This is a genomic window from Bacillus sp. CECT 9360, from assembly GCF_918741275.1.
Classification (GTDB): Bacteria; Bacillota; Bacilli; order Bacillales; family DSM-1321; genus Peribacillus.
This window is the reverse complement of record NZ_CAKKNA010000021.1, coordinates 31,489-56,207: the sequence shown is the minus strand read 5'-3', so window position 1 is coordinate 56,207 and position 24,719 is coordinate 31,489. Positions and strand designations below refer to the sequence as shown.

Below are 24,719 nucleotides of genomic sequence, written 5' to 3'. Positions count from 1 at the left end.
TTGTATTCTACCACTGAACTACTTCCGCATGAATAATGCGGGTGAAGGGACTTGAACCCCCACGCCTTGCGGCGCCAGATCCTAAGTCTGGTGCGTCTGCCAATTCCGCCACACCCGCATACAAATACAAATGGTGAGCCATGAAGGACTCGAACCTTCGACCCTCTGATTAAAAGTCAGATGCTCTACCAACTGAGCTAATGGCTCGATATAAGTAATTCTTTCTGCTGCTTCATCGTTAAAGATGTGCTCAATTTACCTCTTTTCAAGACGTAAACTTCGCAACTCGCAGCTTCGTCACTGATGTAACGCTCGTCTCTACCAACTGAGCTAATGGCTCGGTATATGAATAATTTTGCTGTCTTGCTCTCAAAAAAAGTGGTGGAGGATGACGGGATCGAACCGCCGACCCTCTGCTTGTAAGGCAGATGCTCTCCCAGCTGAGCTAATCCTCCATTATTAACATAGATATTGAAATGAGCACTTCCCAAGGATACATCCATAACAAATGTATTTGTCTTTCCTCAAAAGCGACTTTATTAATATATCATTTTGCCAAAGATAAATCAAGAGACTTTTAAAACCTTTTTAGTTAACGAATCTCCATCCCTACAAGTAGATACGAAGTACAACTCATGCTAAAAACAGATAAAAATATTCAATAAAATTATTCTGAAATAACAATAATCCGTTAAAAGTCATTACTTAAACGAGATTCGTTGAAAAATTCATGTTATCTGCTAAAAAGACCGACTCTCTAAAAACTTTGAATGTCCAGTGGTTGCTAACATTCGAGCCTTACGAAGAATCGGTCCTGTTTATTTAACGATGGCGCATTAGCGGAAATAACAATACGTCCCGGATGGATGGCGAATTGGTCAGTAGCATCACAAGACGATCTACACCAATGCCGAGTCCGCCTGTCGGAGGCATGCCGTATTCGAGGGCTTCAATGAAGTCTTCGTCCATTTCATGAGCTTCATCATTACCCTGTTCCTTTTCCCTTAACTGAGCTTCGAAACGCTCGCGTTGATCAATCGGATCATTAAGTTCCGTGAAGGCATTTGCATATTCACGGCCTACAATGAACAATTCGAAACGATCCGTAAAGCGAGGGTCTTCCTCATTTTTCTTGGCAAGAGGTGAAATTTCCACAGGATGGCCGTAAATAAAAGTAGGCTGTACCAGTTTTTCCTCTACAATTTGTTCAAAAAACTCATTAAGAATATGGCCGAACTCCATGTTTTCTTTTACTACAACACCATGTTCTTTTGCAAGGGCATGAGCTTCTTCTTTGCTCAATTGCTTCCAGAAATCGACCCCTGTGTATTCTTTAACCGCATCAGCCATATGGAGTCTCTTCCATTCTGGCTTTAAGTTCACTTCATGACCTCCATACTGGACGGTTGTTGTTCCGAGTACTTCCTGTGCAATATGCGCGAAAAGGTTTTCGGTGAGGCTCATAATATCGCGGTAGTCAGCATAAGCCTCATACAGTTCAATCATGGTGAATTCGGGATTATGCCTTGTTGACACCCCTTCATTACGGAAGACCCGGCCGATTTCATACACCTTTTCAAGACCTCCCACAATTAACCGCTTTAAGTGGAGTTCAATCGCGATCCTCATGAAGAGTTCCATATCAAGTGCATTATGGTGTGTAATAAAAGGACGCGCTGCTGCGCCTCCGGCGATCGAATGCATCAGTGGAGTTTCCACTTCAAGATATCCGTGATCATCTAAGTAACGGCGCATAGCCTGAATGATACGACTGCGCATGATGAAGTTTTTTTTGCTTTCTTCATTGGTTATTAAGTCGACATACCGTTTACGGTATCGTTCTTCGACATCCTTTAACCCATGGAATTTGTCGGGAAGCGGACGAAGTGCTTTTGATAAAAAAATATAGTCGTTCGCTTTAATGGAAAGTTCCCCGACTTTCGTTTTAAAGATCGTGCCGCTCACACCGACTAGATCGCCAAGGTCAGTCTGATCAAATATTTTATAAGTGTCTTCCCCTACGCCATCCTGACGCACGTAAATTTGAATCTGACCACTAATGTCCTGAATGTGGGCAAATCCCGCTTTTCCTTTGCCGCGTTTAGTCATAACACGTCCAGCCAAAGTAACCTCTATGTTTTGTTCATCTAACTCTTCTTTACTTAATTCCCCGTAAGCTTCTACAAGCTCCTGGGCAAGGTGGCTACGATCGAATCTGTGGCCGAATGGATCTTGTCCATTATCGAGCATGGCCTGCATTTTTTCGCGCCTTACTTTGAGCTGGTCATTCAATTCCTCATGACTCATGAAATCATCTCCGTTTTTTTTATCGGTGCTATATATTCCTTCAATTTGAGTGTTCACATTCCTTCTCTATTTTGGCACAAAGCATATGAATCGAACAGTTATTTATGCCGAAAACTTGGAATTGTCCATATAAAAACTGCCAGCAATACTGGCAGTTCAATTTAAGCGTATTATAGGTAAACAGCCAAAGAATGTCAACCGTTCTAGACTGCGAGAATGTTTTGTTCTCTTGCTTCCACTTCTTCAACCAGTCCATATAAAAGGTTCACAACATCTTCTCTTGTGTTGCACTCATTTATGCCTTTTCTTGCTTTTGCATTTCCGCGAATTCCTTTTAGGTACCATGCAGCATGCTTGCGCATCTCACGGACTGCCACATTTTCGTTCTTTAAGGCAATCAAGCGGTCCATATGCAGAACGCAGACATCGATTTTTTCGCGTGCAGTTGGCTCTTCAATGACCTCGCCCGTTTCAAGATATTTCACCGTGCGGTAGATCATCCACGGATTACCGAGTGCGGCACGGCCGATCATCACTCCGTCCACGCCTGTTTCTTTCAACATTCTTTCCGCATCCTGCGGCGTTTCCACATCACCATTACCAATGATCGGGATGTTAACGGAGTTCTTCACTTTACGAATGATATCCCAATTCGCTTTTCCTTCATACATTTGTACGCGGGTTCTGCCATGTAAAGAAACGGCTTTTCCACCTGCGCGTTCTACAGCCTGGGCATTTCTGACGGCATAAATATGGTCTTCATCCCAACCCATGCGCATTTTCACGGTAACTGGTTTATCAACTGCATCGACAACAGCGGATACCATTTCGTAAATTTTGTTCGGGTCTAGAAGCCATTTTGCACCTGCATCACACTTCGTGATTTTTGGAACCGGACATCCCATGTTGATATCGATGATGTCAGCGGTGGTGTTTTTATCAACGAATTGAGCCGCCTCTACCAAAGATCCCTTTTCTCCTCCGAATATTTGAAGGCTGAGCGGCTTTTCTCGCTCATCTATATAAAGCATATTCAACGTTTTTGCATTTTGCAAAACAATTCCTTTATCGCTGACCATTTCAGCACATACCAGACCAGCCCCAAATTCCTTCACCGTTAAACGGAACGCCGAGTTGCAGACCCCGGCCATCGGTGCAAGAACGACACGGTTCTTCATCTCTATATCGCCAATCTTAAACACGTGTAGTCCTCCTTTAATTCAATATCACTCATCTTCCGGCGGCCGCAGCTCATCAACTGTAACATCGAGCATTTCGGCTACCTCCAGCAAAAAGTTGTTTGTCGGCTTTCGGTTTCCTCTTTCGACTTCACCTAAAAGTGTGACGGAAACTCCGATTTCCTTTGCGAACCCTTCCTGTGTATATCCTTTCAGCTTTCGAAAAGCGCGAATGCGCCTGCCCCAGTTTTCCGCTTCCATAATCGAACTCCTTCTTTATCCTTAATCTTTTCAAGAACATCAATCAAAGGTGTTTCCATCTTCGGAAGCATGATGTCGGGGTTCAATTCCAGCAAAGGAATGATCACAAATGCTCGTTCTAGCATCCTAGGATGAGGAACAGAAAGATTCTCTGTTTCAATATTTTCTTGATTATAGAGCAAAATGTCAAGGTCTAATGTACGAGGACCCCAATGAATTTCCCTTTTTCTCCCAAGCGTTCGTTCAGTCTCTAAGCACTTTTCCAACAATTTCTCAGGCTCATAAAAGGTTTCAATCTTGAAAACAGCATTTAGAAAAAGGGGCTGATCGGTAAATCCAACTGGGTCTGTCTCATAGAGGGACGAAATATCAACTACCTTTATTCCTTCATCTCTATCTAAAAGCTCAATCGCTTTTTTGAAAAAATTAACACGGTCACCCATATTGGACCCGATGGAAATATATGCGCTGTTTTTCAAAATTACCGTCCCCTTTTAATTTCCACCGCGACTGATTTATAATGACCGGGAATTGGAGGGTCCGGTTTATAGACCTTTACCGTACAAAAATGAATTTCTTTATACTGTCTTAATATTTCCGAAGCGATGTGCTCAGCGATGGATTCTACAAGCTTAAATGTCTTACCTTCCACAATGCCTTTGCAAATTTCGTATAGCTCGCCGTAATTTATCGAGTCTTCAAGATTATCGCTTTCGCCCGCCCTGGATAAATCCAGTTCGATTTCCAAATCGACGGCAAACCGTTGCCCAAGCCGGTTTTCCTCAGGAAATACGCCGTGGTAGCCGTAAAACTCCATCTGATTTACAAAAATCTTATCCACTATATTCACCCTTTCCGACAAGAGCATCCATCATTTTAGCCATGCGGGATATCTCTTTAACATCGTGAATCCGGACGATTTGGCAGCCTTTTTGTATACCGTAGCAGACTGTAGCGCCTGTACCCTCCATCCGTTCTTCTGCCGGCAAATCGAGAACATGTCCGATCATTGATTTCCTGGACGTACCGAGCAAAACCGGATAGCCTAATGATACAAGTTTATCAAGGTTACGCATCATTTCCAAATTTAATGCAAAATCCTTAGCAAAACCGATCCCCGGATCAAGGATAATATTTTCATCCGTAACCCCAGCCTGTTTTACGAGTGTGATGCTTTCATATAAGTCATTAAAAATGTCACGAATAAAATGGGTATAGGATTGGTTGTCACGGTTATGCATCAGGATGATCGGAACCCCGTACTCACCCGCTACCGCTGACATGTTATCGTCGGCTTTAGCCCCCCATACATCGTTAATTATATGGGCGCCTGCTTCCAGCGCCAATCTCGCGACGTTCGCTTTATATGTATCGATCGAGATAGGGACATCTATTCTTTTCGACACGGCTTCAATAATCGGAAGCACCCGCTCCAATTCCTCTTCCTCTGCAACAAACGTATGATTCGGGCGGGTCGACTCGCCTCCGATATCAATAATGTCCGCTCCATCCTTGACCATCTGTTCTACCTGCTTGAGGGCAGCATCCATCCGGTTAAATTGGCCCCCGTCCGAAAAAGAATCAGGAGTCACATTTAAAATGCCCATGATTAACGTTTTATTTCCATAGTCCAATGTATGTGATCCGCATTGTATGGTTGAAGTGCCCATCTTTTTCTCCTTAAATTAGATTTCATTCATGCCAAAAAGCGAGGTCCGATATGTTTGATATTGACTAAATAACAGACGGGTCACTTTGCCGCCCGCTCCTTGATATACTCCGATATTTTCAACTTCCCTAAGACTGAAAATCTCTTGTATGGAATTCGTGCAAAAAACCTCATCCGCCGCGCTCATATCTTCTATTTTATATAATCCTTCGTGAAACTGTAAACCGGACCGCTTGGCAAGTTGAAGCAGAAATTGACGGGTAATCCCATTCAGTATTCCCGTCTGGATAGCCGGAGTATAAAGGACATTTTCTTTTACCCAAAACAGATTAGAAACAATTCCTTCAGCCAGATAGCCAGCTTCATTCAAAAAAATGCCTTCTGCATCATCATTTTCTTTTATCTCCCGTTTTGCGGCAATATTATTTAAATAGTGGTGGGATTTTAACCGTTCGGATGTTTCCGGTGTATTTCTGCGCGTTTTCAAAAGAATGCCCTTCTTTTCCTGCAGCCCTTCCGGAACCGTCATTTGCTGCATGAATATAAGAATGTTCGGCCTTTCATAGGGAGCCGTTTGAAGCCCGACCGGCTCAGCCCCTGCTGAAATGTTCAATCGGACGCGGGCATCTTTCAATTTATTCGCAAGCAGAAGCTTTTGCAAAATATTTTCTATTTCTTGTCGGGAACAAGTATGGAGAATGTTCAGTTCTTTTAATCCTTTATTTAGTCGGCTTATATGGTCATCCAGCAAAAAGGGGTGTCCGTCATAAATACGGAACGTTTCAAACACACCAAGACCATATAAAAACCCATGGTCAAAAGGCGAGATCACTGCTTCACTCTCTTTTACAATTTTCCCATTCACAAACATATACATATATTTTCCTCTTCAATCCTGATATATTTTGAAAACCAAACTACACTTGTTGCCGAGCCCTGTTCGCTTTCAGGAAATTCCGCAATAGCTGTTTGCCGCTTTCGGTCATGATTGATTCTGGATGAAACTGGACTCCTTCAATTGGCCATTCCTTGTGCCGGATTCCCATGATTTCTCCTTCTTCTGTCCAAGAAGAAATCACAAAACAATCCGGTATGGATTCACGCTCAAGGATGAGCGAATGGTAACGGGTGGCAAGGAACGGATTAGAGATGTTTTCATAGACCGTTTTTCCGTCATGGTATATCTGCGATGTTTTCCCGTGCATCAGCCTTTCAGCTCTCACAACCCGGCCGCCAAACACCTGGCCGATCGCTTGATGTCCAAGACACACCCCTAAAATAGGAATCTTCCCCGCAAATGCCTCAATCGCAGCGAGGCTAACGCCCGCTTCATTAGGGCTGCATGGACCCGGTGAGATCATTAAAAAATCCGGTACAAGCTGTTCGATCTCCTCGATTGTTATTTGGTCATTGCGCCTTACAACTAGCTTTTCCCCCATCTCCCCCAGATGTTGGACTAGATTATAGGTAAATGAATCATAATTATCGATCATGAGAATCATCGTGTTTCCGCCTTTTCTAGTTCTGCCTGTTCTTTAGCCTTGTGAAGTGCCATCGCTTTTTTCAATGACTCCTTATACTCAAATGCTGGGTTAGAATCTATGACAACCCCCGCTCCGGCCTGGATATGTGAGATTCCATCCTTCACGAGCATCGTTCTGATCACAATATTAAGCTCCATATCTCCTGAGTCGCCTATCCATCCGATTGACCCCGTATAAATGCCACGGCGGACCGGCTCCAGCTCTTCAATAATCTCCATCGTTCTGACTTTGGGTGCACCGGTAATCGTCCCTCCTGGAAACACGGCATCGATCACATCAAAAGCATCCTTACCATCGGCAAGCTTTCCCTGTACATTGGAAACGATATGCATGACATGGGAATACCTTTCGATAACCATGAACTCGTTCACTTCTACAGTTCCGTACTCACAGACCCTGCCTAGGTCATTTCGTTCTAAATCGACGAGCATTACATGTTCTGCGCGCTCTTTTTCATTCTCAATAAGCTCTCTGGCAAGCCGCTCATCATCCTCCGCATTTTTTCCTCTTGAGCGGGTTCCGGCAATCGGCCTGGTGCTCACTTCGTTATCTTTCTTCTTTACCAGAAGCTCTGGTGAACCGCTGACAATTTGAAAATTCGGATTCTGAATATAAGCCATATAAGGCGATGGATTTAAGAGTCTTAATTGTTCGTATACATCAAGCGGATGTGCATGAAGCGTACTAGATTGACGCACCGATAAATTCACTTGAAAAATATCGCCGTCGGCGATAAATTTCCTAATTTTCTCCACAGCCTCTTTGAATTGCTCTTCCGTCAAGGAAACGTCTTCTTTTTGCTGTTTCTCTGATCCTTTTAAAGTTAAGCTTTCAAACTCTGCCCTAGCAGATATCCATTGATCTTTCATCGTTTGCAGCTTTTCATCCGCCATTATTTCTTCATTAATGCCGCAGACACACATAAACCATAGCCGACGCTCTTTATGGTCATAGACAAGGATTTCGTCAAAAGCCAAAAAATAAACATCAGGGGTTCCTAAATCGTCTTCCGCAAGATTGGGCAGTTTCTCAATATAACGAATATAATCATAACTGACAAAGCCGATTACACCGCTTTGAAAATCAGGGTATTCCTCATTCTTTTCGATCTTCCTCTGCTTCACCCATTCCTTTAAAGAATGGAGTGGGTTTCCGGGAAGCTGCTCTGTCACCCCATCAGAGCTTTCAATTGTCAGCAAGTCATCTTTTCCGGACAATTCTGCTACTGGATTGATGCCTATTATCGTGAAACGTCCGTCTCTTCCACTTTCAAGCATAACGTGGTGAGAAAGATTCGCGGACAATAATTTATAAACGGGAAATACATCATTTTGATCAAATGGAATGTTGATTGCAAACACTTTCCGTTGCTTCTTCACATATTTCAACCCCTGTGTCTGAATATATTCATATTCAACGCTCATAGTTAGAGTTTACTAATTAACAGAGGAAAATCAAATCAAAAAAAGCAAAGTCCCCTAAAAGGACTCTGCTGATAGTTGGATCTTTTATTCGAAATTATATAGTGGCGTGCTTAGGTAGCGCTCCCCATTACTTGGAATGACTGCAAGGACTTTTTTGCCTTTACCTAGCTTTTTCGCCACTTCGACCGCTGCATAAATCGCGGCTCCGGAGGAAATCCCACCTAAAATTCCTTCTTCTTTTGCAGCTCGGCGGGCATATTCAAATGCCTGGTCTGTGCTGACTTGAATGACTTCATCGTATAATTCGGTATTCAGAATGTCCGGAATAAACCCTGCGCCGATCCCTTGTATTTTATGCGGACCTGGCTTGCCTCCTGATAAAATCGGTGAATCGGAAGGCTCTACCGCATAAATTTTCACATCCGGATACTGTTCGCGTAGAACTTCACCCGCACCCGTAATCGTACCGCCAGTACCAATACCAGAAATGAACGCGTCAAGCTGGCTTCCCATTTGCTCAACGATTTCCTTCCCGGTCGTCTCGCGGTGAACCTTTGGGTTTGCCGTGTTCTTAAATTGCTGAGGCATAAAATAGCCATTCTCTTTAGCAAGTTCCCCAGCCTTGGCAATGGCACCCTTCATCCCTTCAGGACCAGGAGTCAATACTAAGTCGGCTCCGTAAGCACGCAGCAGGTTACGACGCTCTAAACTCATCGTTTCAGGCATAACCAAGATTGCCGGATATCCCTTTGCAGCTGCAACCATCGCAAGACCGATGCCAGTGTTTCCGCTGGTAGGTTCAATGATTGTATCACCAGCCTTTAAATCTCCGCTTTCTTCAGCTGCTTCAATCATCGCAAGAGCAATGCGGTCTTTTACGCTGCTGCCAGGATTCATGTATTCCAATTTTAAATAAATATCTGCGCTGTTTTCATCGGCAATACGATTTAATTTCACAATTGGTGTTTGGCCGATTAACTCGACAACTGAATTTGCGATCTTCGCCATATTCTCCACTCCTAATACCAAGTATTTTTATTGGTTTTATCTAAAATGTACCGTTTTCATTCACCGATGTCAATATTTTTGAATGATTTCATCTACTTAGCTTCTTCTTGAAGTTCCTCTAATTCATCACTTGAAAAGTGATAGGTCTCATTACAAAAATGGCACTGCGCTTCTGCTTGTCCGTCCGTCTCGATAATATCGCGGATTTCATCTTTCCCTAAGCTGATAAGAGCATTTCCGATCCGTTCCCGAGAACATTGACATTTAAATTCGACCGGCATCGTCTCAAGAATTTTCACATTGCCTTCCCCTACTACTTGTTCAAGAATTTGCTCCGGTGTCAATCCATCTTGAATCATCTTTGAGATCGGCGAGATCTTGCTTAGCCGTTCTTCGATTTGAGAGATTGTCTTATCATCAGTGCCTGGTAGCAATTGAATGATAAATCCTCCAGCTGCGAGTATCGAATTATCGGGATTAACCAAGACACCGACTCCAACGGAAGAAGGCACCTGTTCCGACGTAGCAAAATAATAAGTAAAATCTTCTCCAAGCTCCCCTGAGACAATAGGAACCTGCCCGCTAAAATTTTCGCGAAGTCCTATATCTTTAACAACCGACAAGGTTCCTTCAGTACCTACCGCTCTCCGTACATCCAATTTTCCTTGTTCATTTAAGTCAAAATGAGTTTGTGGATTGGTAACATACCCCCGCACCTCGCCTTTAGCGTTGCTATCAACGAGAATGGCACCAATCGGCCCTCCGCCGTCCACTTTAATAGTGAGTTTGTCCTCTCCTTTAAGCATCGCTCCCATCAGCAGGCCGGCTGTCATCGATCGCCCTAGCGCCGCAGAAGCAGTCGGCCACGTATAATGGCGCCTCTGTGCTTCGCCAACTGTTTCAGTTGTCGAAACAGCATACGCGCGTACCTGTCCGTTATAACCTAAAGCCTTTACTAAATAATCCTTCATCCTATATGCCCCTTTCCTGGGTGTATTACCTGCTTTTAAGTTGGTCTATATTTCGTTTATAAATGAGCTGCAGCCCTTTCAAGGTTAAAAACGGATCAACAATGTCAATGCTGTTCGATTCATTGGCAATTAAGCTGGCAAGTCCTCCTGTAGCAATCACTTTCGGCACTTTTATGCTTTGTGCCTTCATTCTGCCGACGATTCCCTCTACCTGCCCTACATAACCGAATAAAATCCCTGCCTGCATTGCGGCCACTGTGTTTTTACCGATAATATCGTCAGGACGGGCAATCTCGATCCGTGGCAGCTTTGCCGCCTTGGAATATAGCGCCTCTGTTGAAATGCCGATTCCCGGTGCGATAGCCCCGCCCATATATTGTTTCTCTTCATTAATGTAACAATACGTTGTCGCCGTGCCAAAGTCGACGATGATAAGAGGACCGCCGTATTCATGAATTCCCGCAACGGCGTTAACGATTCTGTCCGCTCCTACTTCCCTGGGGTTTTCATATTTTATATTCAGTCCTGTTTTGATTCCAGGGCCGACAACAAGCGGTTTTATTTGAAAGTATTTTTGGCACATTCTTTCAAGGGCAAACATAATCGGGGGAACAACGGATGAAATGATAATCCCATCGAATTCATGAAAGGATAGCCCTTCTTGTTCCAATAATGACTTAATGATCATACCGTATTCATCTTCTGTCTTATGGCGGTTCGTTTCAATCCGCCAGTGATATTTTAAGTGGTCATTGTCATATACACCTATCACTGTATTTGTATTCCCTACATCCAAAACAAAAATCATCGATCATCACTCCGGCAATTTATTCTTCAACATCATACCACAGAAGTTTTTTTCTCTGCCATTAACTAAGCCTTCCACGAGGGAAATCCCCTCTGTACTCAGGTAGCTTCCCCAGAAAAAAAGGCATCTCCGCTTTCACGGAAATACCTATACAATCGTTACTCTTTATTTTTTCTATCGTCTTCATTCGGGAAGGACAGTGGTTTATCCTGCGGATGTCCTTCTACTATACCCGGTGTGTTTGTTTCTTCATCCCTTACTTCCATCGGATCAGGATTTCTTTCATCCAAAGGCTTAAGAAGGGCTTCTTTTTCTTCTTTCTTGGATTGAATGGTCACCTTCACATCATCATCGCCATCTATTTTACCGTTGAGAGCCGTATATTCACGCTCCGGCAATTTACCTTGTTCAAAGAGACTCTTTATTTGTTCTGCATCTAGAGTTTCAATCTCAAGTAAGGTTTTCGCGATAGTATCAAGCTGTTCCCTATGTTCAATGATGATTTTCTTGGCACGTTCATACGATTCCTTGATAATGCGCTGGATTTCTTGGTCGATTTCATATGCAATAGCATCTGAATAGTTTTGGTCATTGTTAAAATCACGGCCTAAAAATACCTGGCCCTGTGTTTGGCCGAATTGAAGCGGTCCAAGCTTATCGCTCATTCCATATTCGGTGACCATGCTTCTCGCGATGCCCGTAGCACGCTGGAAGTCATTGTGGGCTCCCGTACTCACTTCGCCGAAAACTACATCTTCAGCGACGCGCCCGCCTAGAAGTCCTGCGATTTTATCAAGAAGCTCAGGTTTTGTCATAAAGAAACGGTCTTCCTTAGGAAGCATAATTGCATAGCCGCCAGCCTGTCCGCGGGGAACAATCGTCACTTTATGGACAATTTCGGCATCATCTAAGACTAAACCGATAATGGTATGCCCTGCTTCATGGAAGGCAACGATATTCCGTTCCTTTTTGGAAATGACCCGGCTCTTCTTGGCTGGACCAGCAATGACACGATCCGAGGCCTCATCCAAATCGGACATATCAATTTTCTTTTTATCCTGGCGGGCAGCTACAAGCGCTGCTTCATTCAATAGGTTTTCAAGGTCTGCACCGGAAAAACCTGGTGTGCGCTGCGCAATTGCCTTTAAGTCAACACCGTCACTCAATGGCTTATTACGTGCGTGAACCTTAAGTACCGCTTCACGGCCTTTAACATCCGGGCGTCCAACCGTAATTTGACGGTCGAAACGGCCTGGTCGGAGCAATGCCGGGTCAAGAATATCAGCACGGTTTGTAGCGGCAATGATGATGACCCCTTCATTTCCACCGAAACCGTCCATCTCTACAAGCAATTGGTTAAGCGTTTGTTCACGCTCATCATGGCCCCCGCCTAACCCGGCACCACGCTGGCGTCCAACCGCATCAATTTCATCAATAAAGATTATACATGGAGCATTTTTCTTCGCGTTTTCAAACAAATCACGAACACGGGATGCACCGACCCCGACAAACATTTCAACAAAGTCAGAACCGCTAATTGAGAAGAAGGGAGTACCCGCTTCCCCGGCTACCGCTCTTGCCAGCAAGGTTTTACCTGTACCAGGAGGCCCTACAAGAAGGACACCTTTTGGTATGCGTGCACCAAGCTCGACGAATTTGCGCGGGTCTTTCAAGAATTCTACAACCTCAACCAATTCCTGTTTTTCCTCATCCGCGCCAGCGACGTCTTTAAAACGCACCTTTTTCTTTTCATCATTGTATAGCTTTGCCTTGCTCTTTCCAAAGTTCATGACACGGCCGCCGCCTCCGCCTTGAGCCTGATTAAGCAGGAAGAAGAAAAGAATAAAGATGATGACAAACGGAATGATGGCGGTAAAGAATGTTACCCAGCCATTCGTCTCTTTTGCCGGTAATACTTCTGCCCCAGAATTGCCCACCTTGTTATCAGCGATGGCCTGGTCGATCCTCTCCTGGGTTGCCTCGCTAAATGTTAAATAAGTCACGAAGAACTTATTTTCCTCATAATTCTCTAACTGCCCCCTGATCTCGTAAACGCCGCGTTCAGGCTGCTGAGTAAATGATTTAACCTCCCCATTTTCCAAATGTTCAAAGAATTGGTCCTGGGTTATATCCACAGTTGGCTCATTGTTATTATTAAAGATGCTTACAATACCAATGATCACCAAAAAGATAAGTAAATAAAATATGGTATTACGGAAGATCCGATTCATCCCTTGTCTCCTCTCACGATAAAACAAACTATAGTAAATCTTATCATAGAAAATAATTGTATTACAATAAATTAACACCCATGGAATAGATCAAATAAACATTAATCGGAAAGCGCCTTATTTTCCAGAGTAAATCTTGGGTTTCAATACACCGATGTAAGGAAGGTTTCGGTATCTCTCCGCGTAGTCAAGCCCGTAGCCTACCACAAATTCATCAGGCACAACGAACGCTGTATAATCGGGTTTAATATCCGCTTTCCTTCCCGTCGGCTTATCAAGCAGCGTTACAATCTTAATCGTCTTTGCTTTTCTATAACGGAATAATTCCACTAAATAACTGAGCGTTAAACCACTATCGATGATATCTTCAATAATTAAGATGTCCCGGCCTTCCACTGAAGTATCCAGATCTTTAATAATTTTTACCTCTCCGGAAGATACGGTAGAATTTCCATAGCTTGATACATCCATGAAATCCATTTCCAGGTGGGAATCAATCCTTTTTAATAAATCGGCCATAAATGGCATGGCGCCTTTTAAAACCCCAATCGCAAGCGGGAAACGGTCTTTGTATTCGTTTTCTAGCTGATCCGCGAGCTCTTTGATGGCTTTCTGGATTTCTTCCTCCGTTATTAATACCTTTTCAATGTCATTCTGCATGGTCATTGTTATTAATTTCCCCCTAGAAGAATTAAGCTTCCTTATATTCTAAATAAATTAAACACTGTTCATCAAGGTGCGCTAGCCATTCGTGTTTCGACTTTTTCAATCCGGGGAGCCATAGAATCTCTTCCCTTTGATTGACGACAACGGGCCAGGCCTTACGTTCTGACATTGGGATTTTTTCATTAATGAAAATATCCTTCAGCTTTTTTGAGCCGTCCAATCCTTTTACAGACATTCTGTCCCCATTCTTCCTGGTACGGATTTTCAACGGGAGATCCGTTTCGGCTGCTACGATGATCAAGGAATGATTCCCCCGAGACTCGGGGATTTCTCCATTTATATATTGCGCTTTAATTTTATATCCATTCGGAAGAATAATCTCACCGGGAATTTGAAGTGAAAACGTGTAACCCGGGCTAGATTTTTGTAAAAATCGAAAGACACCAGTGCCATAGGATTTTTCCACAATCAGCCCGTCCGGAAGATGGAATTCAACGGATGGTTGAGGATTAATAAACAAAGCTAAAATATGATCAATATGTAATGCTGAAAGCGATGAAGGCCTTTCTATATAAAGATATTCTAATATTAGTTGAATGGCTCTTCTTTGTAAAGGTTTTGGCATTGCCGTTAATGACTCCAGGTGTATGGACGCCCCGTCCTCTTGCTTCCGAATCCAGATCGTTTCCAAATGTTTAGCCGCGAGTTCCAGCAGATAAGCCTCATCCTCAAAAAGTTCCTCACTGAAGCGCTGATAGTGTTCATGAGTTTTCGGATTTTCCTTTTTCAAAAATGGCAATACCGTTAGACGAAATCGATTCCGAACATAGACACCCTTTTCATTGCTTGGGTCGATTCTCGGCGTTAACGCGTTTTGCTTTGCATATTCCATAATTTCATCCTTGCTCGCTGCAAGGAGTGGCCGTATGAGAAAACCGCCATGGAAATTCCTTTTTACTGGTATACCAGCTCTTGCCATTCCCGATGCTCCGCGTGTGGTCCTCATAAGCATCGTTTCGATTTGGTCATCTCCATGATGGCCTAAAACCAAATTGGATAATTGATATGTATCCATTACTTCTTTAAAGAAAGCGTAACGAAGTTTTCTTGCGGCATTTTGTGTACTTTCACCAGTACGTTTTATATATTCAGTAACATTTATCCTTTTCCCTTCAAAAGGTATCTTCCATTCCTTGCATACCTTTTCCACGAATAAATAATCCTGATAGGACTCATCTCCCCTGAACATGTGGTCGACATGGGCAGCTACAAGCTCCAATCCAAGTTCTTCACTTAACGAATGAAGAAAATGAAGCAGGACAAGCGAATCCGGTCCCCCGCTAACTCCTACAAGCAGTTTGGATTTCTCCGGGATTAAGTTATGTTTGTCAATATAGTCAAGGATTTTTTTACTGAACATAGTATCTTCCTTCTGTTCTTTGAGATGGCTAAGCTTACATGAATGCCTGTCCCTATATTACATTCCAGAATTAAAATGGTTTCATCATTAAATCTCCTTAACTATATCATAAGAGCTGTCCATAAATGTAGAGCATATACAGCATTGAAACAATCGTCACTAATAAGACCGTTTCAATCATGCCTCTTTTGCGCTTTTTCAAACTCTTTCTATGGTTACTTTGCGCCATTCTGGCCTGGCGTGTTGCAGCAAGATTGGCTGAAGGCGTTGATGTCGAGGCCTGTTTTTTAGTGGTTTGTCTGCTTAGGATCCCAATTAAATCATAACGCATCTCATCTGCTGAAGAATATTTACCTACAAGGGCTTTTTCGATTATTGCTTTATAAGGTGTTAGTTCTTTCTTTTGCCTAATCAAGTCTTTAAGCTGTGTATACCCTTCTCCATTTTTGGAAAAACGCGTCGGGTAAGACGAATTGATCATAATCATGGCAACGGCAAATAAATCATATTCGGGATCAGCCCTTCTTGAACCCATTCCCCAATATCCCCTATCAAAAAACTCAGTGAACTCCTTGACGGACCTTCCAATTAACGTTGTGCCTCCTACATCAATACAACGTATTTTATAGTCTGGGAGAGTCACAATTAAATTTTCAGGCTTTAAATCCCCAAACACCCAGCCTTGTTTATGTAAAATAGAAAGACTGGATAGCAGCTGGAGCATCAAAACGCCAATCCATGCCTGACCTTTATTTTGAATGAATGGGAGATAACTTTCGCCCTTTATATATTCCATTGCATAAAATGGCATCGTTTTACCATTTTTCACATAATCATCGGCTTCCATAAAAGAAGGTCCGAGGACGGATCCTTGGACCTTGGAAAAGGCTTTAAGAATATTCATCTCAGAAATGATGGATACGCCATTGTCACTAAGCTTTAACGCCACGTATTTCCGGTCGTTTTCAGCCAGATAGACAATTCCGTTTGCGCCGCTGCCTAATTCTTTAATGACTTTATAATCTTTTTTATTCCATTTCCCCGTAATGACGGTGCCGGGAAGAACGTTACATTGATTCCTCAAAGTATTGTTCATCATCATGTGATAACAATCCCCTTAATGAGCGTTTTTTATTGAAGTAATCGAGAGCTTCACTAATAGCAGGTCCTGTTGGAGTGATGCCGCCAGTCGTGAGTTTTGGGAAGATTTTGGTTAGCACTTCCATTTTCGGAGTCCAATCCAGCAGTTTTTCGACATCCTTCTTTTTCCCGGGAAATACAAATACAGAAAACTGATTGTCCCCCATCCTGGCATTCATGCTTAAGGACAGATCCAAAAGTGCATCCTTTACGGTAGGAAGCTTATGCTTCATGCTCGCGCTTGTATCGACAAGCACCAGCACTTCCAATTGACTCGTTTCACCGAGTTCATCCACGACCTCCATTACTTCTCCACGTTTTTCCGGCGGAAGGTCTTCCATTTTTACAGAGTTTCCTAATATCTGTTGCAGTTCTTTATTAACAACGCCCTGAATTGTCTGAGTCATAGCTTTCTTCGTCACCATCTGCACGGTCTGAGACAGCGCTTGAGAATAAACAATTTGACTTACCCCGCCCCCCGAAAGAGCGATAGATTCAATTTCCTTCATGCCGCTTTCATCAATTACGTCATTTTCCATGACTCCGATCACGTTAACTGTTATGCCCTGTTCTCGGGCGAGTGCCGCTACTGCAGCCGGGTTCTCTCCCTGGTTTGAACAGCCATCGGTAATAAGCAAAATTTGACGCAGAGTTCCTGGTTTCATAACAATCTCCCCTTACATTTTAGTGTTACCATCCTTAACCAAAAGGAGAGATTTTATACGGGATTATGCTCTTTTTCGGAAGGCATTGACTGGTATCGATGCCCATTTTGGCGTGTTATGCTCTATTTTAGCAATGACAATCGTCATATCATCATCAATCATCCCCCGTGACCGGATAACCTCTTCTAAAAAGATATCTGCTATTTCCTGAGGATCATCGGTCTGCAATTCCTTTATCTTGCGTTTTATCCAAAAATCAAAATTCTCAACATGTTTCGGAGCGTCGAAAATGCCATCGCTCATCATAATCAGCAGATCGCCGGCTTTTAACTCTTCCGATACGACATCTACATCAAATTCCTGGATAATTCCTATAGGCAGATTACTGGATTCAATTTTTATTACCTTATCGCCCCTTTTAATGAAGCTCGGAGTCGAACATATTTTAAGAAACTTCGCTTTTGCATCCTGTAAGTCGATCATCGCTAAATCAAGGGTAGAAAAAATTTCATCCGTCGTCCGCAGAGACAGTACAGAGTTCACCGATTTAATTGCAATTTTTTCTTCTATTCCTGATAATAAGAATTTTTGCAGCAGCTTCAGCGTTTCCGTGCTTTCGAAATGGGCCCTTTCTCCATTCCCCATTCCATCGCTGATGGCTAACGCATACTTGCCGCAGCCGATTTCCATCATGGTGAAGCTATCTCCTGATACGAGTCCTCCCCCTTTGGCCGCATGAGCCACCCCTGTTTCTACGGTATACTTTTTGGCGGACCTGAATACGGCATGACATTGTCCACTTGGATAGGCAGCACATTCTTCTGAATGTACCACGATTGTTTCTCCAACTATATCTGAAAGCATCGGCGCTATAAGTTTTTCTGCCTCTCCTCTACCATGACAATACGGGATGCTCATCTCAATATCGATATTTCCCTGTTCGAGGCAATAAATTTCTACATGTCCAATATGTAAGCCGAAATCTTGGATCGTCTCTAAAATTTGTTCCTCCTGGAGGTGGTGGTTCTGTCTCTCCCGCTGAATCTCCTTTGCGAAATCGTCCATGACGGCCGACACGCCCCGGAGTTGGTCCGCGACTAATTTCCTGCTTTCCTTCACTTGCTTTTTCAAATTTTGGTTGGCCTGATAATACATTAATTCTTGTGAAATGGCGGCAATCACTTGCGGACTACGGATGCAGTATTTCCCCCACTCTCTGGCCGTATTCGGCGGAAGCTGGCCATCGTTTTCATAGAGCTGGTGCATAATTTCCTGCATGCCTCCGTAGGTTGTTTCAAAATTATTGGACCAGCACTGTTCTTTCTTAAAGCACATTTGACAGGTCTTTTCCGTAACATTACTCAGGAAATAGTCTAGTTCTTTTTCATCCTCTTCCACTTTGCCCCGTTCATCTATTTGTGAAAAGCTATTCGATAATGCTTCGAACACACTTGAAAATTGGGTAACCCTTTGCGCAGTTACATCCCTCATTCTCCTCATATATTGTTGCTGTTCGTTGAGATGCTCCGATGTTCCTGGAATATGTCTGGCAACACTACCAATGATAGAAGAAGGTGTTAACAGAAAAAGCATGATTGAACATAGAGATTCATACATGGTAAGCATGATATTGTTCGATCCTTCTCCGTATAAGCCGATTAAAAGAGTAGCAATCAAAAGGCCAAACGAAACCCCAATCTTTTTGCCTTCTTTTAAAAGCCCGCCAAGCAGTCCTGAAAACGCAAGCAGGCTCATCTGATAGAGGCTTGTGACACTAGCGAGGCTGAAAATCAAGCCCGTGACGACACCAACCGTGGAACCGATCGCTGCTCCACCAGCCAGCCCGAATAACAGGACTAGGTACCTGGATAATATATGTTCTAGGGATAGGTCATAGATAGTCCAGCCAATCGTTCCGGTCATAACCGACGCAAGCAAAATGATGACACTTATAACTTCTTCCGTTTTTAATGCCTGCGTTTTTTTTCTAACTGACAAAAGCGGGAGGCATTGAATGAAGATCAGCGTTAAAATCATCGCAAGTCCGGCCTCCACTCCTATCATCATCCCATCATATATTTGAATGCTGCTTGCCCTGATATATTGCTCTGCTAAATTGACAAGGACAAGTGAAACAAATACATAGATGGACATCGTTTTAAATTGTCCCTCCAGCCCCGGTTTTTTCACTTTATATATAAGCATCAAGAGAAAGGCGGATAAAAAGACCGTAATAGCGTTTAAATAATGTACGGTAACGGCTCCCGCTATTAGTCCAACCAACGCGACAGGCGCCTTGTCACGGCGCATCATGTATACGGCCGCAAAAAATGGAAGGCCAAATGGAGCAAGTTGAGAAAGAATTAGAGCTCGTCCCAGTAAGAAACCGATGATCAACAGTACAAATCCCTTTCTCAAAAAAACATCTTCTGCCTTCGTTTGAAGATGATTGAACCAATTGATCGCATCTGTTTTGGCATTCTGTAACTGAACATCGGCCATAGGCTCTATTACATTTCGTTCAATCTTTTCCATCGGAAACACTCCCATTTATTTCAATTAGTTGTGTTTCATTATAAAGAGCCATTGTTTATAATTTTGTCACAATCTTGTAAATGCAACTATGAAAAGTTCGACTAATTTCTTTCCGATTACGCATAACTGAACAGATTTCTAAGAAAATAAGCTGAATCATTGTGTAAACGAGTATCGTTTGGATAAGAAAAGGAGATTTTTTATCTTTTTTTTGTGGATAAAAGGTGGAATACATAAATTAAACTTTCTAGACGACAAAAAAATAAAAGTACGGTTGACAATTCATTCTGCCTGGTCACATAAGATTTGTTGTGCGGCGGCTAAAGCGTAAGGTTTACCCGCAAGGTCTTTGGTTCCATCCGCCGCGATCTATGTCATTTTCTATTAAAAAGCCATGCGACAATGCCGATCAGTATCGCGAGAACCATTAATCCAAAACCTAAAACAATAAAGGGCAGCACATAAAAAATCCCAAAAAACAAAGTTCCTGCGGTGAGTACGCAAACGCCTATTACATAAATGATAATCGGTCCAAGCTGCGAGGAAGTAAATCCACGCCTGTGAGCAAGAAAAAGCCACAACAAAAAGAGCAAGAATAAAGCAGTCACATAGTAAATCAGAAACACCTCCTTTTTTAAAAGGCAGCTTTCTTCATATATATTGACATCTCATCCTTTGCATACCTAAAGAAAAGCGCAAGCGCCCTGTAAAAGGAACATCGACTAAGATCTGCCACATCGTTATGTCTTACGTCGATGCCAGCCCCTTTTAAAAAGGAAGAACGACTAAGACCGTCACGTCCTATGACGAACGCTGACGTCACCACGTCCTGTGGAAGTCCGGAGAGGGGTGACTTATGACCTCGAGGGGCTGGGCGCTGGAGCTAGACATCAAAGCGTAAGCGCCCTAGATTAAGGAGCGTCGGCGCAAATCACGTCCTTATGTCGTAGCTGGACAGCTTTCAAAGTTAAAAAAGTTATGCTTGAGCATAAAAGAAGGCAGACTCCCGGGAGTCTGCCTTTATCTATCATATAAATTTTTCAAATGAAAAAATGGCTATACCTTTATTTCAGCAGCAGGTTATCCGCGTCTTCCTCCTCTGCCTCCCCGTTTTGTTTCGGTACTGCGCTTGAGAGAGGTTAAACGTTCTTCACTATCTTTTAAGAAACGCGCCATCTTTTGATCGAAGTTTTCCTTCGGCTGGAAATTCCCCTTCGAGCGGGAATCTTTAGAACGGCTGTCGTTCCCTCTTCCCTGGCGTGGGCGCCCGGAATAAGATTGTTGTTGTCCTTCCGGTTTGTCTACAGCTTTCTTGATAGACAAGCCAATTTTGCCGTCTTTCTCAACATTAATGACTTTTACTTCTACCTCGTCGCCGACTTTAAGATGATCGTTAATATCTTTTACATAATTGTCAGCCACTTCACTGATATGAACAAGCCCAGTTGAACCTTCCGGCAATTCAACGAACGCTCCAAAATTTGTAATGCCTGTTACTTTCCCTTGTAACTTGCTGCCTACTTCGATTGACATAAAAAAAATGTTCCTCCTTAGAAATTTAAAAATCACTTACATTATATTATAACGAAAGGAAAAAAACAGTGTCAATATTAGTCACTGTCTTCCTTTTTTTTAGGCAGGTTAAAAATAATTTCCCCTTTATCAGACAAAAAGTAATCCCGTCTGGCCAATTTCGCTATATATTCATCATCGTTCAATTTGGTGATTTCTTCTTTTAAAAGCACTTCGTTCTTTTCAAGCTTTGCTAGCTTGGTTTGCAATTGCTCTTTCTTATATTCTTTTTCCTTCAAAGTAGCCGCTTGCGTTAGGAGAGTGGAAACAGCCAGGGTAAAAAGGACAGCAGCACAAATCGCGTAGAAAGTCAGCCGGCGTCTTAAGCCGCGCTTCTTTTTTTCAACAGATTGTACTTTTATTTCTTGTTGAAAGACATAAGAGGATTCGATTTGTGTCACTTTCTTTTTCCTGAGGCTGCCCATTTTACCACTCCTTAATCAGATTTGTTTCTCCATTTCGCTGCTATGCTCTTAATAACATTCTTGAATTTATGAAGAAATCCTGTAAGCTTCTTAAAAAATTTATCGACATTTTTCGTTATAAATTGTGGGAAATAGCTCCAAATTCTTTTTACTATCCAACCAAATGGGCGTATCGCCATTCCTAATATTGATTGTATCATCTTTACAAGGAACTCGAACAGTGCATAAATACCTTTTCCAAGACTAACCAATAGAAAAAAAATACTAGCTATTACCCATTTTATCGGATGAAAAATGAGAGTTTGAAATGATTTTGCAATAAAATTTGAAGTCGCAACGATAAAATGAATCATCAATTCCAAAAATTTGTTGAACAAACCCTTGAGTAGCGCCTGATAGGCGGAAAAACCGCATAAAAGAGCGAGCAATAAATAAAACCGTAATTCTCCTTCATTCACCAAAAATAACACATAGAAAATCAGCAAGCCTTGAACGACCCAAAATAGGAAATCATTCGCGAAGACGATCCAGCTTTTTCTCTTTGACCTCTTTAAAAAGCGATTGTACGTATCAAGGGCAGCTCCAAAGTAACTGCCCATCCCAATCATCGCTATCAGAGTATAAAACTGTACAGATAACGTCATTTGAATAACTTGCCAAAGAACCCTTTAGCCTTATCTCCCGAATGATCATCCAAGTAAATCAAATCAAAAATTTTGCCTTTAATCGAAACGATTCCTTTGTCTACGTCCAGGTTTTTCATTTGCAGGTTTTGTCCACGGATTGATAAAAAGCCCATTACCGTCTCTAAAAGGAATTCTTCATTATCAAAGCTCTCCACTTGCTTAACACCGGTTATTTCCAATAAACGGCGTCCTCTCATCACCACATCATGTTCCTGAACTGTAGCCTTTGTACTGTTTTGTGCCGGGTCAAAATATTGGCTCATCTTCATCCCTCACATTAACACAATTTTGTACAAGTATATGTGTCCGCCCGTAAATTAGAACAAGCCATTACAGACGATTCCCCTCAGCCATGTTTTCTTCCTTGAGAACGGTGTACATGTCAGCCGCTTCTTCTTTTTTGGTTGTATCCTGGATTCGATTGATGACAACCGTCACTTTTTTCTGGCCGAACTGAACAGACAATTCATCGCCGACTTTCACCAATGAGCTTGCTTTCGCCTGTTGGCTGTTAATGAATACTCTACCTTTATCCGCTACTTCCTTTGCAAGGGTGCGGCGCTTAATTAAGCGGGAAACCTTTAAAAACTTATCAAGTCGCATGGACATATTTCTTCCTCCCTAATCAATATCCCTTGGCTTTTGCTTGTTCCCAAAAACGATCCAATTCCTCCAGTGTATAATCACTAAAAGGTTTACCGCTTTGTTTAACAAGAGATTCAATGTATGTAAATCGGTTATAAAATTTTCGATTTGTCGCATTCATCGCTTCCTCTGCCTGTATTCCATAGAATCTGGATACATTCACAAGCGCAAAGAAAAGATCGCCAAGCTCATTTTTGATATCGTCTGTATTATGTTGCTTATTAAACTCGATTTCGAGTTCTGATATCTCTTCTTTAACCTTGTCCCAGGCACCGGAAACATCTTTCCAATCGAAACCGACATTAGCCGCACGTTTTTGCAGTTCAAATCCACGAATCAGGCTTGGTAAAGCTCTGCCTACACCATCAAGCAATGATTTTTCCGTATTTCCTTCCTCAGCCCTCTCTTCCGCTTTGATTCTTTGCCAATTTTCCAATACGTCCTCCGTACCTTCTACCTGTACATTGCCAAATACATGCGGATGGCGTCGGACCATTTTTGCCGATATTCCCTCAATTACATCATCGACTGTAAACATTCCTTCGTCTTCTGCTATTTGGGAATGAAGCATAACCTGCAATAAAACATCGCCCAGTTCACCAATCATCCCATCATCATCTTCGTCATCTATTGCATCAATCAATTCATAAGCTTCCTCTATTAAATAAGGCTTTAAACTTTTATGCGTTTGTTTCTTATCCCACGGGCAGCCGTTTGGGCTTCTCAATACAGCAATAATCTCTCTTAATTTAGAAAATTCTTTGTACCGATAAACCTCATTTTCAACCGGTGGGACATACACGCTTGTTAAGTTGCTCAATTCTTCCATCTGTCGATCCAATTCGTATAGGATCACTTTTTTTATTACCTCTTCCTTGCTGCCCGCCGCTTTGACAATATATACTTCATGATCATCAGGTAGTTTCTCCATCAAAGTCAGCTTTACATCCGAGGCAACAAAAGAATCATAAACTTGGCCGATAATCATATGTTGATTTGTATGCAAATCATCCTTTGACAGTGCTGTTCCATCCAATAATTGAAACCCGTCGATCGGATCAATTTTTAACGCCTTGAACAACGGATCAAGAAAGCTTTGTCCACCATCTATCTTTATCGAAATATCCCGCTCCGGTCCATTCTCCAATAATAACTGTACCGTTTTCTCCGCAACCATCGGGTGTCCCGGAACCGCGTAAATGACAGGCTCTCGTTCCGCTCTACTGAGCAAGGTTTCTGAAATCTCTTCATACACCTTCTCAAACATTTCATGCTTTTGATAAATATGATCAAAGCTCTCGAAGATGACTCCTTCAGCGCTTAATTCATTTATAACCGGATGCTCCATTGTGCGTACAAGACAGAGAGAAGCCTGTTTCAGCTTCTTATAAACTCCCAATGGAAGCTGATCCAAATCACCGGCTCCAAGGCCGAGGATCGTAATTTCACTTTTCACCGTAACAATCACTCCTTTCTTGTTCAGTTTTAGAAAAGCGTAAGCGCCCTGCAGGTAAAGAATAACGACTAAGACCGCCAATCGTTATGTCTTCGTCATTCTGACCCA

At 42.6% G+C, this 24,719-nt stretch carries 24 protein-coding genes and 3 tRNA genes; all 27 read right to left on the bottom strand.

Annotated features, from left to right (window positions below; all coding sequences use genetic code 11):
* Positions 1–36: 36 nt before the first annotated feature.
* The 27 genes from LQ216_RS19275 to mazG all read right to left on the bottom strand — a co-directional run bounded on the left by LQ216_RS19275 (position 37) and on the right by mazG (position 24,611).
* Positions 37–118 (bottom strand) — tRNA-Leu (locus LQ216_RS19275).
* A 13-nt stretch (positions 119–131) separates the two neighbouring features.
* Positions 132–207: transfer RNA gene (locus LQ216_RS19270), tRNA-Lys, on the bottom strand.
* Between the two features lie 172 nt (positions 208–379).
* Positions 380–455, bottom strand: a tRNA-Val gene (locus tag LQ216_RS19265).
* A 367-nt stretch (positions 456–822) separates the two neighbouring features.
* Positions 823–2,307, bottom strand: a complete 1,485-nt coding sequence (gene lysS, locus LQ216_RS19260; RefSeq protein WP_230131194.1) for a lysine--tRNA ligase — start codon at positions 2,305–2,307, stop codon at positions 823–825.
* Positions 2,308–2,510: 203 nt separating this feature from the next.
* Positions 2,511–3,509: a tRNA dihydrouridine synthase DusB gene (gene dusB, locus LQ216_RS19255; protein WP_230131192.1), complete on the bottom strand. Its 999-nt coding sequence runs from the start codon at positions 3,507–3,509 to the stop codon at positions 2,511–2,513.
* A gap of 24 nt (positions 3,510–3,533) precedes the next feature.
* The gene (locus LQ216_RS19250; protein WP_230131190.1) at positions 3,534–3,746 is read right to left on the bottom strand and encodes a helix-turn-helix transcriptional regulator; all 213 of its coding nucleotides are present in this window, start codon (positions 3,744–3,746) and stop codon (positions 3,534–3,536) included.
* Positions 3,698–4,225 (bottom strand): 2-amino-4-hydroxy-6-hydroxymethyldihydropteridine diphosphokinase, encoded by a 528-nt coding sequence (gene folK, locus LQ216_RS19245; protein WP_230131188.1) that lies wholly within the window; start codon positions 4,223–4,225, stop codon positions 3,698–3,700. Before folK ends, LQ216_RS19250 begins: the two co-directional genes overlap by 49 nt.
* A 2-nt stretch (positions 4,226–4,227) precedes the next feature.
* Positions 4,228–4,587, bottom strand: a complete 360-nt coding sequence (gene folB / locus LQ216_RS19240; protein ID WP_230131187.1) for a dihydroneopterin aldolase — start codon at positions 4,585–4,587, stop codon at positions 4,228–4,230.
* Complete coding sequence (gene folP, locus LQ216_RS19235; RefSeq protein ID WP_230131185.1) at positions 4,580–5,416, bottom strand: dihydropteroate synthase; 837 nt, start codon at positions 5,414–5,416, stop codon at positions 4,580–4,582. The genes folB and folP overlap by 8 nt, the downstream gene beginning before the upstream one ends.
* Before the next feature lie 15 nt (positions 5,417–5,431).
* Positions 5,432–6,292, bottom strand: a complete 861-nt coding sequence (gene pabC / locus LQ216_RS19230; protein ID WP_230131183.1) for an aminodeoxychorismate lyase — start codon at positions 6,290–6,292, stop codon at positions 5,432–5,434.
* A gap of 40 nt (positions 6,293–6,332) precedes the next feature.
* The gene (gene pabA / locus LQ216_RS19225; protein WP_230131181.1) at positions 6,333–6,917 is read right to left on the bottom strand and encodes an aminodeoxychorismate/anthranilate synthase component II; all 585 of its coding nucleotides are present in this window, start codon (positions 6,915–6,917) and stop codon (positions 6,333–6,335) included.
* Positions 6,914–8,305, bottom strand: coding sequence for an anthranilate synthase component I family protein (locus tag LQ216_RS19220; protein ID WP_290369293.1), 1,392 nt, complete (start codon positions 8,303–8,305; stop codon positions 6,914–6,916). Before LQ216_RS19220 ends, pabA begins: the two co-directional genes overlap by 4 nt.
* Before the next feature lie 162 nt (positions 8,306–8,467).
* Positions 8,468–9,391 carry a cysteine synthase A gene (gene cysK / locus LQ216_RS19215; protein ID WP_230131177.1) on the bottom strand — a complete coding sequence of 308 codons (924 nt, stop codon included), beginning with the start codon at positions 9,389–9,391 and terminating at the stop codon, positions 8,468–8,470.
* Positions 9,392–9,483: 92 nt separating this feature from the next.
* Complete coding sequence (hslO, locus tag LQ216_RS19210; RefSeq protein WP_230131175.1) at positions 9,484–10,362, bottom strand: Hsp33 family molecular chaperone HslO; 879 nt, start codon at positions 10,360–10,362, stop codon at positions 9,484–9,486.
* Positions 10,363–10,387: 25 nt separating this feature from the next.
* Entirely contained in the window at positions 10,388–11,170 is a 783-nt protein-coding gene (locus LQ216_RS19205; RefSeq protein WP_230131174.1) for a type III pantothenate kinase, read from the bottom strand.
* Positions 11,171–11,328: 158 nt separating this feature from the next.
* Positions 11,329–13,401 carry an ATP-dependent zinc metalloprotease FtsH gene (gene ftsH, locus LQ216_RS19200; protein WP_230131172.1) on the bottom strand — a complete coding sequence of 691 codons (2,073 nt, stop codon included), beginning with the start codon at positions 13,399–13,401 and terminating at the stop codon, positions 11,329–11,331.
* Positions 13,402–13,518: 117 nt separating this feature from the next.
* Positions 13,519–14,061 (bottom strand): hypoxanthine phosphoribosyltransferase, encoded by a 543-nt coding sequence (hpt, locus tag LQ216_RS19195; RefSeq protein WP_230131200.1) that lies wholly within the window; start codon positions 14,059–14,061, stop codon positions 13,519–13,521.
* Positions 14,062–14,092: 31 nt separating this feature from the next.
* The gene (tilS, locus tag LQ216_RS19190; RefSeq protein WP_230131170.1) at positions 14,093–15,487 is read right to left on the bottom strand and encodes a tRNA lysidine(34) synthetase TilS; all 1,395 of its coding nucleotides are present in this window, start codon (positions 15,485–15,487) and stop codon (positions 14,093–14,095) included.
* Between the two features lie 106 nt (positions 15,488–15,593).
* On the bottom strand, positions 15,594–16,586 hold the full coding sequence (locus LQ216_RS19185) for a protein kinase family protein (protein ID WP_230131198.1): 993 nt from the start codon (positions 16,584–16,586) through the stop codon (positions 15,594–15,596).
* On the bottom strand, positions 16,555–17,292 hold the full coding sequence (locus LQ216_RS19180) for a VWA domain-containing protein (RefSeq protein ID WP_230131168.1): 738 nt from the start codon (positions 17,290–17,292) through the stop codon (positions 16,555–16,557). Before LQ216_RS19180 ends, LQ216_RS19185 begins: the two co-directional genes overlap by 32 nt.
* Positions 17,293–17,355: 63 nt before the next feature.
* A complete protein-coding gene (gene spoIIE / locus LQ216_RS19175; protein WP_230131166.1) occupies positions 17,356–19,827 on the bottom strand; it encodes a stage II sporulation protein E in 2,472 nt (823 codons plus the stop codon).
* Between the two features lie 1,080 nt (positions 19,828–20,907).
* Positions 20,908–21,360 carry a S1 domain-containing RNA-binding protein gene (locus tag LQ216_RS19170; RefSeq protein WP_230131164.1) on the bottom strand — a complete coding sequence of 151 codons (453 nt, stop codon included), beginning with the start codon at positions 21,358–21,360 and terminating at the stop codon, positions 20,908–20,910.
* Positions 21,361–21,437: 77 nt separating this feature from the next.
* On the bottom strand, positions 21,438–21,824 hold the full coding sequence (locus tag LQ216_RS19165) for a septum formation initiator family protein (RefSeq protein WP_230131162.1): 387 nt from the start codon (positions 21,822–21,824) through the stop codon (positions 21,438–21,440).
* An 11-nt stretch (positions 21,825–21,835) separates the two neighbouring features.
* Complete coding sequence (gene yabQ / locus LQ216_RS19160) at positions 21,836–22,468, bottom strand: spore cortex biosynthesis protein YabQ (RefSeq protein ID WP_230131160.1); 633 nt, start codon at positions 22,466–22,468, stop codon at positions 21,836–21,838.
* Positions 22,465–22,773: a sporulation protein YabP gene (gene yabP / locus LQ216_RS19155; protein ID WP_230131158.1), complete on the bottom strand. Its 309-nt coding sequence runs from the start codon at positions 22,771–22,773 to the stop codon at positions 22,465–22,467. The genes yabQ and yabP overlap by 4 nt, the downstream gene beginning before the upstream one ends.
* A 67-nt stretch (positions 22,774–22,840) precedes the next feature.
* Positions 22,841–23,113, bottom strand: a complete 273-nt coding sequence (locus LQ216_RS19150) for an RNA-binding S4 domain-containing protein (RefSeq protein WP_230131196.1) — start codon at positions 23,111–23,113, stop codon at positions 22,841–22,843.
* Positions 23,114–23,135: 22 nt separating this feature from the next.
* A complete protein-coding gene (gene mazG / locus LQ216_RS19145; protein ID WP_230131157.1) occupies positions 23,136–24,611 on the bottom strand; it encodes a nucleoside triphosphate pyrophosphohydrolase in 1,476 nt (491 codons plus the stop codon).
* Between the last annotated feature and the right edge of the window lie 108 nt (positions 24,612–24,719).